The organism is Myxococcus faecalis, assembly GCF_050039385.1.
GTDB classification, from domain to species: Bacteria; Myxococcota; Myxococcia; order Myxococcales; family Myxococcaceae; genus Myxococcus; species Myxococcus fulvus.
In genome coordinates this window covers 8,037,775-8,049,961 of sequence record NZ_CP144336.1, presented here as the reverse complement: position 1 = coordinate 8,049,961, position 12,187 = coordinate 8,037,775, and the positions used below count along the sequence as shown (strand labels likewise).

The 12,187-nt window shown below is 72.2% G+C and carries 11 protein-coding genes; 5 read left to right on the top strand and 6 right to left on the bottom strand.

What is annotated here, in order from left to right; genetic code table 11:
* Window positions 1-113 precede the first annotated feature (113 nt).
* Window positions 114-584 (bottom strand): hypothetical protein, encoded by a 471-nt coding sequence (locus VZQ01_RS32455; protein WP_426745582.1) that lies wholly within the window; start codon window positions 582-584, stop codon window positions 114-116.
* A gap of 208 nt (window positions 585-792) precedes the next feature.
* Window positions 793-987, bottom strand: a complete 195-nt coding sequence (locus tag VZQ01_RS32450) for a hypothetical protein (RefSeq protein ID WP_426745581.1) — start codon at window positions 985-987, stop codon at window positions 793-795.
* On the opposite strand from VZQ01_RS32450, the gene VZQ01_RS32445 reads away from it, so the two are divergent.
* Complete coding sequence (locus VZQ01_RS32445) at window positions 986-1,420, top strand: hypothetical protein (protein WP_223745472.1); 435 nt, start codon at window positions 986-988, stop codon at window positions 1,418-1,420. The two genes, VZQ01_RS32450 and VZQ01_RS32445, sit on opposite strands and share 2 nt — an antisense overlap.
* Window positions 1,421-1,423: 3 nt before the next feature.
* On the opposite strand, the gene VZQ01_RS32440 is transcribed toward VZQ01_RS32445, so the two are convergent.
* From VZQ01_RS32440 to xth, 4 genes are all read right to left on the bottom strand, one after another.
* Window positions 1,424-2,281, bottom strand: coding sequence for an alpha/beta hydrolase (locus tag VZQ01_RS32440; protein ID WP_426749006.1), 858 nt, complete (start codon window positions 2,279-2,281; stop codon window positions 1,424-1,426).
* A gap of 273 nt (window positions 2,282-2,554) precedes the next feature.
* Window positions 2,555-3,727 (bottom strand): threonine synthase, encoded by a 1,173-nt coding sequence (locus VZQ01_RS32435; RefSeq protein ID WP_426745580.1) that lies wholly within the window; start codon window positions 3,725-3,727, stop codon window positions 2,555-2,557.
* Between the two features lie 36 nt (window positions 3,728-3,763).
* Window positions 3,764-4,615 (bottom strand): alpha/beta hydrolase, encoded by an 852-nt coding sequence (locus VZQ01_RS32430; RefSeq protein WP_141325605.1) that lies wholly within the window; start codon window positions 4,613-4,615, stop codon window positions 3,764-3,766.
* 20 nt (window positions 4,616-4,635) lie between these two features.
* Complete coding sequence (xth, locus tag VZQ01_RS32425; protein WP_426745579.1) at window positions 4,636-5,406, bottom strand: exodeoxyribonuclease III; 771 nt, start codon at window positions 5,404-5,406, stop codon at window positions 4,636-4,638.
* A 196-nt stretch (window positions 5,407-5,602) separates the two neighbouring features.
* Here xth and VZQ01_RS32420 point away from each other — a divergent pair, with 196 nt between their 5' ends.
* The 4 genes from VZQ01_RS32420 to VZQ01_RS32405 all read left to right on the top strand — a co-directional run bounded on the left by VZQ01_RS32420 (window position 5,603) and on the right by VZQ01_RS32405 (window position 12,088).
* Window positions 5,603-6,658, top strand: coding sequence for a tetratricopeptide repeat protein (locus tag VZQ01_RS32420; protein ID WP_426745578.1), 1,056 nt, complete (start codon window positions 5,603-5,605; stop codon window positions 6,656-6,658).
* Window positions 6,659-6,753: 95 nt separating this feature from the next.
* Window positions 6,754-9,378 carry a penicillin-binding protein 1A gene (locus VZQ01_RS32415; RefSeq protein ID WP_426745577.1) on the top strand — a complete coding sequence of 875 codons (2,625 nt, stop codon included), beginning with the start codon at window positions 6,754-6,756 and terminating at the stop codon, window positions 9,376-9,378.
* Entirely contained in the window at window positions 9,375-10,721 is a 1,347-nt protein-coding gene (locus VZQ01_RS32410) for a VCBS repeat-containing protein (protein WP_426745576.1), read from the top strand. Before VZQ01_RS32415 ends, VZQ01_RS32410 begins: the two co-directional genes overlap by 4 nt.
* A complete protein-coding gene (locus VZQ01_RS32405) occupies window positions 10,718-12,088 on the top strand; it encodes a peptide ABC transporter substrate-binding protein (protein ID WP_426745575.1) in 1,371 nt (456 codons plus the stop codon). The genes VZQ01_RS32410 and VZQ01_RS32405 overlap by 4 nt, the downstream gene beginning before the upstream one ends.
* The last annotated feature ends 99 nt before the right edge of the window (window positions 12,089-12,187 follow it).

Genomic DNA, 12,187 nt, shown 5'->3' with positions numbered 1-12,187 from the left:
CCTGTCCCAGGGAGCCCGAGCGGGTCACCCGCCGTGAGGTGCGAGCACGGCGGGTGACGTAGTCCCCCACCGCCGCGCCGCCACAACGCGAGCGCGACGGGGAGCCGGTACGCCTACCGCCGCGTCGCCGCCTTACGAGCACGACGCGCGGCGGGCGTGTTCGCCACGTACTGCCGACCTCTCCGCGAGGCCGTGCGCTTGCGGCGCTCCGTGGCCTGCTTCTGACGCGCGCTGAGCCGTGACCACGCCTTCTTCGGCAGATAGCGCGCCGTCGTCGCGCCGCGGCGCGCACGCGTGCCACCGGTGCTCGTCTGCCAGGCCTCGCGCGTCCACGTCGTGAGCGACTTCTGGCTCGTGGCCTTCCGTCCGCGATATCCACCGCCGGCCTTCACGTATTCAGCGGCCAGCAGCTGGGCCTTGCGCGCACTCCACTGTCCCGCGCGCCCGCCTCGCGTCCCCGCCATGAGGCGCTTCTTGAGGCGATCCCTCAGCGCGGGCCGGGTGTACCGGCTGCTCGTCGAGGCACGCGCCCCGGACGCCACGCGACGCCGGGGCGTGGCGGCGGCACGTCGAGGCTTCGACATGCGCGTACGAGAAACCATCCGCTTCTTGGGCATCCCACGGGCGCGCGACGTAGCGCGCGAGCTCTTCTTGGCGACCATCCAGTCTCTCCCCCTCAGTGACTGCACTGCGCGCCTCAGTTGGGGACGGCCAGCGCACCTCGCAATCACCCTGTCTTGCCGCCTGCTCCTCGCGACGAGGGCACGTTCCCTCTCCTGCCCTCGCTCCAGTTCAATCCTTCACACCCGCCAGCGCCGCGGGGCGGAAGAGCGCGCAAGCCCGCACCGGCTGCGGCGGGTACTTCCCCGGCAACAGCGGGCACATGATGAACACCGAGGTCCGTGACTGGACGTAGCGCGGTGGCGCGGCGCAGCGATGGCAGAGGCTGTCCGGGAACGGGAGCGACTCGGGAGGGGGGGGCGTCATGGGCTCTCGACGGGAGGTGAGCCGCTATAGCGCGGACTACGCGGCCAAGGCGCTGGTCGCGCAGGGCGCGGGCCAGGGCTACGACTGGGAGAAGGGCATCGACTCCGGCAAGAAGTGGGCGGACCTCAACCCCGAGCAGCAGGGCGAGCTCATCCAGGACGCGTACAAGCAGGGCTACTTCGACGGCAAGCGCCCCTTCATCGGAGAGAGCGGCAAGGACCACACCGCGTATCTCGACGAGGCGGTGAAGCAGATGCGCGCGGGCAAGGGAGACCCGAACTGGGACTTCTCCAAGGCCACGGGCAAGTGGAACGAGGTCAAGGACGCGGTGGTCGACGGCGTGAAGGACGCCGGGAAGAAGGTCTGGGACACCGTCACGGAGCCGCTCGAGCGCGTCAAGGACGGCATCCTCGACCGGCTCCCCTGGCGCTGAGGCTTACGGCACCGCGCCTGACGCGGGGCTGTCCGCCGGTGGGTTCGGTTCACGAAGCCACCGCGCGGCGGCCTGTGCGACGTCGGCCGGAATCGAGTGGCCTCCGGTGAACTCGTGGAACCGCACGTCGAAGCCCGCCGAGCGCAGCTCCGCGCCGATGCGGCGCCCCTCCTCCACGGGGATGGCCTGGTCGGCGTCGCCGTGGGCGATGAACACGCGCGGCACACCGCGAGGCTCCGCCGCGTCCACGAAGCCCGGCGCGAAGGCCACGATGCGGGAGAACACGTCACCGTTCAGGATGCCCAGCGACAACGCATAGGACGCGCCATCCGAGAACCCGGAGACGCTGACATGCTCGGGCGCCACCGCGTAGCGGGAGAAGACCCGCGCGAGCGCCATGTCGATGAAGTCCAGGTCCGCGCCGCCCGTGGCCAGCTTGTGGTCCCACGTCACGCCGCGCGACTCCGGAATCACCAGCAGGAATCCCTCCGACTCCGCGACGGGCGCCAGCGCCTGCAGCATCTGCCGCGCGTTCCCCTTCGCGCCGTGCAGCAACAGCATCAGCGGCGCGGGCTGCTCCGGACGATAGGTGCGAGGCACGTACACGAGCCCGTCACGCGCGCCTCCCAGCCCCAGCGGTTGCTCCCCGACCGCCGCGGACACGTCCGACACCGGGCCCGGACGCGAGCGCACCCGCCCATCCGTGGACACGTGGGCGATGGGCCCCGTCGCCGTGGCCTCACCCGCTGGCGCCACGCTCCGGGGCGCCACACAAGCCACGAGCCCCAGGCACATCACCACCACGAGCCCACGCAGCGAGGGCTCTCGCGGCGAGCGGACCCGAGACCTCCTCGTCGGCATCTTCACGGCGCCTCCTTCGCGGTTCCGACTCCGGGCGGAGGGGTTCCTCGAACGCGTCATCAGCAGGTCCTCGGTCAGGGGCAGCGAACACAGCGGGCGATGCTTCCCATCCAACACAGGAGCCCACGGGCTCCACGAACACTTCGTCTCTCATCCGCGGGCCGGTGAGCCACCGCGAGCCCCAGCATGCGCCCTCCGGGAGCGCGGGCCCGAGCGGTCCTTGCGCCAGGGAGGACACCCACGCGCATGGCGCGCCGCGCCTTGCCACGCCCTTCACCAGAGCGGCGCCATGTTCTCCACGTACTTGAATCCCGTGCCCGTGTTGAAGACCACCACGGACTCCTCGGGAGTCACCTGCCCGGACGCATGGAGCTTGCGCAGCGCGGCCACGCAGGCGCCGCCCTCCGGCGCCGCGAAGAGCCCCTCGGCCGAGGCCAGGTCCTTCGTCCCCTGGACGATTTCGGCCTCCGTGACGCAGACCGCCGTCCCCCCGCTCTCCTTCACCGCGCGCAGGATGAGGAAGTCGCCCAGGGCCTTGGGTACGCGAAGGCCGTGCGCATGCGTCGTCGCGCCCTGCCACATCGGCGCATCGGGCCTGCCCTCCTCGTGGGCCTTCACGATGGGCGCGCAGCCCTCCGCCTGCACCGCCACCATCCTCGGCCGCTTCGAGTCGATGAGGCCCATCGCCTCCATCTCCTCGAACGCCTTCCACATGCCGATGAGCCCGGTGCCGCCGCCCGTCGGGTACAGGATGACGTCGGGCAGCGTCCAGCCGAGCTGCTCCGCGACCTCGTAGCCCATCGTCTTCTTGCCCTCCACGCGGTAGGGCTCCTTCAACGTGGCGCACTCGTACCACCCATGCTCGCGAGCCAGCCCCGCGCACACCTTCCCCGCGTCCGTGATGAGCCCGTCCACCGTCTCGACGTGCGCGCCATAGGCCCGCGTCTCCAGGAGGAAGAGGCTCGCGATGTCGCGAGGCACGAAGACATGCGCCTCCAGGCCACCGCGCGCCGCGTACGCCGCCAGCGCACTCCCCGCGTTGCCCGCCGAGGGCAGACACACCGCCTTCGCTCCCAGCACCTTCGCCATCGACACCGCCGCCGACAGGCCGCGCGCCTTGAACGAGCCGGTGGGGTTGCCGCTCTCGTCCTTCACCCAGACCTGCTTCATCCCCAGCCGCGCCGACAGCCGGGGCGTCGCAAGCAGCGGCGTCCAGCCCTCGCCCAGGCTGAGCCGCTGAGCGGGGTCCGCCACGGGCAGCACCTCGTGGTAGCGCCACATGGAGCGCTCCCGCGTCGCCAGGGCCTCGCGGCGCAGCGTCTTCGCCGCGCGCTCCAGGTCATAGCGCGCGAACAGCGGCGCGTCGCAGGTGGTGCACAGGTTCAGCACGGCGCCCGGCGCATACGTCCGGTCGCACTTCGTACAGTCGAGTCGGAGGACGGACATGGCCCGCCGACTCTACGGCGAACCCAGGCCCGCGGCCTACCGTGCGTCCCCGGCGGTGTTCACCGGGGGCAGCCACTTGCGCAGCAGGGCGGGCGCGGTGGAGCGGTAGATGTTGTCGTGACGCAGGTCCGGTCGGGGCTCCACCTCCCACGTCAGCCCGGCGGGTGCGCTCGCCTGGAGGATGTCGTTCAGCCGCGCCACCGCCGGGACGATGTCCTCCGTCTCGTTCGCGGAGGAGACATACAGCCGCGCGCGCAGCGACGGGTGCTGCGCGAAGAACGTCCCGGCCTGCTTCACCAGCGCCTCGCCGTTCCACCAGAGGCTCGGACTCAGCGCCAGGTACGTGTCGAACAGCTCGGGCTGGAGGAAGAAGGTCTCCATGATGAACAGGCCCGCGGCCGACTCGCCGATGATGGCCCGCTCCTCGGTCACCCGATAGCGCCGGGAGATGTCGGGGAGCAGCTCGTCGCGGATGAACGCGCGGAACGCCGCCGAGCCACCCGAGACAGGGATGAGCTCCCGGTCACTCGCGAGCTCGGTGGGCCCCGTCATGTCGCGCCTGCGCACCGTGTTCTCGATGCCCACGACGATGAGCGGCCGCATCTCCCCCGCGCGGATGGCGGCGTCCACCGCGGAGGCGACGTGCGGGAAGTCCTCCTGGAGCCCACCGTCGGGCATGTACAGCACCGGGAAGCGAGCGTCCTTCGCCGTCTCGTAGCCGGGCGGCAGGTAGACGGTGATGCGCCGCTCCTCCTTCAGCACCGAGGAGGACAGGAGGTACAGCTCATGCGGCGGCACCGGCTCCGGCGCGACGGGTGGCATCCGCCGCACGGAGCAACCCGCCAGGAACAGGCTCAGCCCCACATACGCCATCCATCGTCGCGTCATCATGATGTCCCCCACCCGCTTCAATCCTGGAGTTCCAGCCACACCGGCGCGTGGTCCGAGGGCTGCTTTCCCTTGCGCGCGTCGCGGTCCGTGTCCGCCCCCGTCAGCCGGGGCACCAGCGGCGCCGACACGTAGAGGTGGTCGATGCGCAGGCCCAGGTTCTTCGGGAAGCCAAGGTTGCGGTAGTCCCACCACGAGAAGCGCTGCGTGTCGGGGTGCAGCTTGCGGTACGCGTCCGTCAGGCCGAAGGCGCGCAGGCGCTGGAGCGCGTCGCGCTCCTTGAGCGTGAAGAGCGTCTGTCCTTCCCACAGCTTCGGGTCGTAGGTGTCGATGTCCTCGGGCGCGACGTTCCAGTCACCGCCGAGCACCAGCGGCTCGTCCGGCTTGTGGCGCGTGTCCAGGTAGCGGCGCAGCCGGCCATACCACTCGAGCTTGTACTCGTACTGGGGCGAGTCCACCGACTGCCCGTTGGGCGCGTACGCGCTCACCACGCGGACGCCCTTCACCGTCGCGGCGATGAGGCGCGCGTGCGTGTCGTCCACGCCGTCCGACAGCCCCTTCACCACGTCCCGCGGCTCCTCCTTCGCCAGGATGGCCACGCCGTTGTAGGTCTTCTGCCCGTGGAGGGCCACGTGGTAGCCGGCGTCGCGCACCGCCTCCAGCGGGAAGTCCGCCTCGGTGCACTTGAGCTCCTGCAAGCACACCACGTCCGGCTGCGCGCTCTTCAGCCACTCGAGCAGGCGCTCCTGCCGGGCCCGTACCGAGTTCACGTTCCAGGTCGCGATTTTCATCGCGGGCACCGTCGCACGGCACCCACGCCCCCGCCACGCTTTTCCCCTCCTCGTGCGGCTACGCGGCCACACCCCGTCCCATGCTCCGGGGCAAGGGCCCTGGCACGCGCATCGCAATGACTCCGGGTGGGAGGACGCCCACAGGTGTCCTCCCGGAGCGCCCTTCCCGGACGCCCCGCCTGGAGTCGAGGTCGCCATGAGCCCGAGGACGAAGAAGACCTCCCGCCGCACCCTGGGTTTCACCCTGCCGCCCACGCTCAAGAAGGCGCTGGTGCCTTCCTGCCTCGCCGCCCTGGGCCTGGCCGCGTGGACCGACGTCCCCCTGCCCGCCACGCTGCGCCCCTGGCTGGCCCTGGCCGAGCACGCGCGCACCCGCGATGCGGTCATCCCCGTGGACCTCGCGCCGGCGTTCGCCGAGGCGCCCCTGCCCATCCCGGCCACCCTCCCGGCCGCCGAGGAGCTCCCGTCCACGCCCGCGCCGCGCGTGGCGGTCGAGGACGCCCTGGCCCTGCCGCACGAGCACACCCGCCGCGTGGACCACCTGGGCCGCGCCCGCGCGCTCAGGGAGCTGGGGGATGTGTCCGGCGCGCTCACCGAGGTGCGCCGCGCCCTGCACGATGAGCCGTCCGACACGGAGGCGCTGATGACGGCGGCCCGGCTGGCGCGGCTGCAGGGACAGTCGGAGCTGGCGCTCGCGGCCTACGCGCGGCTGGGGAGCCTGATGCCCGAGGAGGCCGGCGCGCTCATCCAGCAGGCCCGCCTGCTGGTGTCCCTGGGGCGCCACGCGGAGGCGGTGCGCGTGGGCGAGGAGGCGGTGGTGCGCGCGCCGGAGGACGCGGAGGGCTACCAGGCGCTCGGCCGGGCCCACCTGGCCTCGGGCGAGCTGTCCCCCGCCATCCTCCGCTTCCAGCAGGCGGTGCACCTGGAGCCGGAGCACGGCTACGCGCTCAACAACCTGGGCTTCGCCTACCTGCGCGCGGGAGAGGACGCGAAGGCCGCGGAGGTGCTCGCGCGGGCGGCGGAGCTGCTGCCCCACGTCGCGTACGTGCACAACAACCTGGGCGTGGCCTGGGAGCGGCTGGGCCGCAAGGAGGAGGCCCGGGGCGCCTATGCCCAGGCCACCCGACTGTCGCCCCGCTACGTCCAGGCGCGCGTCAACGCGGACCGGATGAGCCGCGTCGCCCGGGCGGACCTGGCCCCGAGCGACACCCGGACGCCGGAAGCCCTTTCACCCCTGCCCGAGCCGCATTAGTGCCTCCCCGCCTGGAGACCGACCTCCAGGCGGGCGTCGGGCCGGTTCCCGCCGCCGGCCCATCGGTCTAACGTGCAGCCCCCGTCGAGAAGCACATGACCCTGGCCCCTGTGATGCCCACTCCGCCCGAAGCCCCGCAGCCCTCCACGCCGCCGACCGCGCCCGAGCCGCCCCGCCCCGGGCTGGGGGCGCGCCTCTGGAAGTGGACGAAGCGGCTCTTCATCACCGGCGTGGTGGGGCTCGTCCTGGTCCTGCTCGTGTGCGTGGGCGCGTACGTCTACTACAGCCGGGATTTGCCCTCGGTGGACGCGCTGCGCACGTACGAGCTGCCGCAGGTCACCAAGGTGACGTGCGCGGACGGCAAGGTGTGCGCCGAGTATGCCTACGAGAAGCGCACCGTGGTGCGCGTGCAGGACCTGCCTCCGCACGTGCGCGACGCATTCCTCGCCGCCGAGGACGCGGACTTCTACAAGCACGTGGGCCTGGACCCGTTCGGCATCCTCCGCGCGGCCATCAAGAACCTCATCCCCGGAAGCCGCAAGTCCGGCGCGTCCACCATCACCCAGCAGGTGGTGAAGAACCTGCTGCTGTCCCCCGAGCGCAAGCTGTCGCGCAAGATTCGCGAGTGGATCCTCACCCCGCGCGTCGAGGAGGCGCTCACCAAGGACCAGATCCTCAGCCTCTACATCAACCAGTCCTACTACGGGCAGCGCCGCTACGGCGTGGAGGAGGCCGCGCTCTATTATTTTGGCAAGCGCGCCAAGGATTTGAGCGTGGGCGAGGCGGCGGTGCTGGCGGGCACGGTGCAGATTCCCCACCGCATCAACCCGGTGACGAACATGACGCGGGCGAAGTCGCGCCAGCGCTATGTGCTGGGGCAGATGGCCGCGCAGGGCTTCGTGCCGCGCAAGGTGGTGGACGAGGAGCTGGACAAGCCCATCGTCCTGGCGCCGCGTCCGGAGCAGGCCGTGGGCCCGTACTACGCGGAGGAGATTCGCCGCACGCTCATCGAGCGCTACGGCGAGCACGCGGTGATGCAGGGGGGCCTGCGGGTGGACATCGCCATGGTGCCCAGGCTCCAGGTCGCCGCCGAGCAGGCGGTGCGCGAGGGCCTGGAGGCGGTGGACCGTCGCCAGGGCTACCGCGGTCCCAAGGGCACGCTGGAGGACGCGCAGTGGACGCGGCTTCGGGCCATGGTGCTCACCCGCATCGAGGAGGCCGGACGTCGGCAGAAGGACCAGGGCTATGTCGCGGACCTGGAGCCCCTGGCGCGCGTCACCGCGCCGGGAGAGCCCCCCAAGGAGGTGGCCACCGCGGAGGCGGACGTGGACGGCGCGGAGGAGCAGCGGCCGGAGCTGACGCCCGAGGACGAGGCGCCTCCGTCCGAGGAGGAGCTGCTGGTGCGCGCGGTGCGCCTGAAGCCGCTGGAGGAAGGGCTGCGGTTGACGGGCTACGTGACGGAGCTGGACGAGAAGCGCAACGTGGCGCGCGTGGACCTGGTGGGCCGCACCGCGGAGGTGGCCTTCCCGGGCGTGAGCTGGGCGCGGCAGAAGGGCAAGGGCTCGCCGAAGAAGATTGGCGACGTGTTCGAGAAGGGGCAGCTGGTCTTCGTGCGCGTGCTGAAGGCCCCGCCCGCGCCAGCCTTCGTGGAGGCGACGCTGGACCAGGTGCCCGTGGTTCAGGGCGGCCTCGTGGTCATCCGCCCCGACAACCGCAACGTCGTCGCGCTGGTGGGTGGGTATGACGCGGAGCGCTCGTCGTTCAACCGCGCCACGCAGGCCCGACGTCAGCCAGGCTCGTCCTTCAAGCCGTTCCTGTACGCCGCCGCGCTCGCGAGCGGACGCTACACGCCGCTCTCCAAGGTCAACGACGCCCCCGAGACCATCCGCGACCCGTACACGGGCAAGGCGTGGAGGCCGCAGAACTATGACCGCCAGTTCGAGGGGCCGATGACGCTGCGCCAGGCGCTCACGAAGTCGAAGAACACGGTGTCGGTGCGGCTCATCGAGGCGCTCACCCCGCCCACCGTCATCGACTTCGCGCGCCGGGCGGGCATCCGCTCCGCGATGCCGGAGAACCTCACGCTGGCGCTGGGCACGGGCGAGGTGACGATGCTGGAGGCGGTGAACGCGTACGCCACGCTCCAGGCCAACGGGAAGCTGGCCGAGCCGCTCATGCTGCTGCGCGTGCGGGACTCGCGCGGCAAGCTGCTGGAGGACCACCAGCCCGCGTTCGAGGAGACGCTGCCGCCGGCCGTCGCGTACCTCACCACGTCGTTGATGCGCAGCGTGGTGGAGGAAGGCACGGCCAAGGCGGTGCGCGAGCTCAACCGTCCGGCCGCGGGCAAGACGGGCACCACGCAGGAGAGCAAGGACACGTGGTTCTCCGGCTACACGGCGGACTGGGTGGCCAGCGCGTGGGTGGGCTTCGACGACAACTCGCCCTTGGGTGGCAGTGAGACGGGTGGTCGCGCCGCGCTGCCCATCTGGTTGCAGTTCATGCGCGTGGCGCACGAGGGACTTCCCGCGCGCGAGTTCGAGGTGCCTCCTGGAGTGCTCCAGGTTCGCATCGACCCCGCGACGGGGCTGCTGGCCGGCTCGTCCGTGCCGGGGCGACTGGAGCCGTTCCTCGAGGGGACGCAGCCCACCGCCGAGGCGCCGCCGCCCGGACAGGTGACGACGGATGAGTTCTTCCTCGACGACGGCAGGAAGGGTCTGTGAGCCGAACTCTCGTCCTCGCGCCGCTGCTGGCCTCGCTGGCGGCGGGCGCGGCGTCTTCCTCCGCGGAGGGCACATCCGCTGTTCAGCGGCTCGCGGGTGAGCTGGCCACCGCCGTGCGGAAGCTCCCCGCCGAGGCCCCCGTGGGCCTGTACCTGTCGGGAAGCTCGGCGGAGCTGCGGCGGGCGGTGGGCAGTGTGCTCACTTCACGGCTCGCCTCGGCGAACCTCGCCCCCGTCCTGGTGGATGCGCCGAGCGCCGAGGCCGCGGAGTCCGTGGCCCGGGCGCAGGGTGCCCGCACACTGGTGCGGCTGACGCTGGATGTGGAGGCTGGCGCCCTGCGAGCTCGTGGCGATGCGCTGGGCACGTGGGTGAACTTCTGGTCGGGCCGGGTGCCGACGCGTCCGGCGAAGCCCTCGGGCGCGCTCGTCGAGTCGGTGGACGCGGACGCGGAGGTGCTCGCGCTGGCCTCGGTGGGCGCTCCCGCGACCACGCCTCCCGCCGCGGGGGCTCGGAGTGTGCGGTTGTTGGGCGCCGTGCTGGCGCGACTGGAGCAGCCCATCGCCGCGCTCGCCGCGGGCGACCTGGATGGTGATGGGCGGGATGAAATCGCGGTGCTGACGGAGGCGGAGGTCTCCGTCTTCGACGCGGACGGACGCCTGTTGGCTCGACGCGAGCTGGACGGCCTGCCCTTCTCGAATGCGCCCACGCGAGAGCCCTTCGGCGCGCTGGCGGTGCTTCCGGGGCCGCCCCGCCTCGCCGCCTGGAGCACCCGGCGGGCGCAGGGGGAGCTGCTCGTGCTCGACAAGGGGCGTGGGACGCTGCGGCCCGTGGGGACCTTGGACAGTGCCCCGCTGGGCCCCGCCGAGCGCGGGAGCTTCGTCCCCGGACAGACGGCGTTCCAGGCCGAGGTGAGGCTGGCGGACGGCAAGCCCGTGACGCTCTCCGCGCCCTTCACCACCGCCGGCTTCGCGTCCCCGAGGATGTTGTTCGTGCACCCGGATGGCACGGGCTCGCTCTATTCGCGCGCGGGGACAGCGCCCACGCGGTTGAGCGGACTGGGAGCTGGCAGCGCGCTGGGGGACCTGGATGGAGACGGCACTCCGGAGCTGCTCACCACGTCGCCCTTGTTGCAGCCCTCACCGGATGCGCTGCGGGTGCACGCGCTCAATGGCGCCGACCCCACCGTGCATGAGCCGCTGTGGCAGGGGGCGCTGCCTCCAGGGCGCGCGCTGTACGTGGTGACGGCCAACCTGGACGGCGATGCGCGTCGGGAGGTGGTGGTGGGCCTGTTGAAGCCGGATGGCACCGGTGAGCTGTTCCTCCTTCGCCAGGGGGCCCCATGACGCCGCGTCTCGCGCTCGCCAGTCTGGTCCTCCTTGGCGCCTCGCCCTCGCTCGCGGCGGGGCGGACGCGTTATGGCGGAGAGGTGCGCATGGCCCACGCGGGGCCGCCCGAGGTCGGGGAGCCGTCGCTCGCGGACACGCCGCTGGAGGCCACGTTGCTGGGCCTGCTGTCGCGCCCCGTGTGCACGGTGACGCCGGAGGGCGAGGCCCATCCCGCGCTCGCCCGGGAGATGTCGCGTCCCACGCCGCAGGTCTCGCGCCTGACGCTGCCCAACGCCGCCACGGCCGGAGCGCTGGCTCGCGCGTGGATGCGGCTGTCCAGCGCGGAGGGCGCCTCGCCGTACCGTGCGCTGCTCTACCCGCTGCGGGGCGAGGGGCGACAGGTCAACGCGAGCGACGCCACGCTGGAGCTGGCGCTGTCGTTCCCCTGGCCCGACATGGAGCGCGCGCTGTGCCATCCGGCGCTGGCCGCGCCCGTGTCTGGCACTCCGGCGGGGCCGTTCTCGTCGGCGGGGCGCGGCGCGCTCGATGCGCAGACCCGTTGGCCTCGTGGGAGGCCGTACCTGGACCGGCTGCTGCTCACGGCCACCGATGAGCGGGGGCTGGCGCGCCTGTGGTCCTCGCGACAGGTCCAGGTGGAGCTGGGCGTCTCGTCCGAGTCCGACACCGTGTCGGGCGCGATGCTGTACGCGACGTACCTGGCGTTCTCGCCCCGTCGGCTCCCCGCCGACTTCCGCCAGGCGGTGGAGAGCTCCATCGACCGCGAGGACCTCACGCGGCTGTTCGTGCATGGACCCGCGGTGCCCATGCCGCACCTGCTGCCTCCCGCGCTGATGCCGCAAGGTCCTCGCTCGCGGCCCACGGCGCCTCCCTCGGGCCCGTCTCGCAAGGTGACGCTCATCTACGACACGGCGCTCGAGGACCAGCGCGCGGTGGCCGAGCGCATCCAGGTGAAGCTGCATGAGCGGGGCTACACCGTGGCCCTGGAGCCCTTGTCTCGAGCGGCCCTGCGAGCGCGGTGGGCCAAGGGCGACTTCGAGCTGATGCTGCATGCGCTGATGCTGCCGCCCGCGCCGGGGCCCGCGCTGGCCGTGGTGCTGGACGCGGGTGGGCGCAAGGATTTGCTCGGCGTGGAGCTGCCCGCCATCGGCGCCCTGACGGACATGGCGGCGCGCGACGCGAGGGCCCGTGAGCGTGCGTTGGCGCTGGCCGCGACGCTGCCCCTGCTGCCGCTGTATGCACAGGGTCTGGGCGTGCGCGCCATGCCGGAGGTCGGCGGGCTGGTGATGGACACGCAGGGCCTGCCGACGCTCGACGGCGCGTTCCTGCTGCCCGCTGAAAGTGCCTCCATGGGAGGGCGCCCGTGAGCGTGACGCGATGGGCTCTCCGCGCGGGTGAGCGGCGAGCCGGCGCAGCCGACATGCGGTGGCGCATTGCCCCAGTCCACCGAGCGCGTCGCGCAGAGA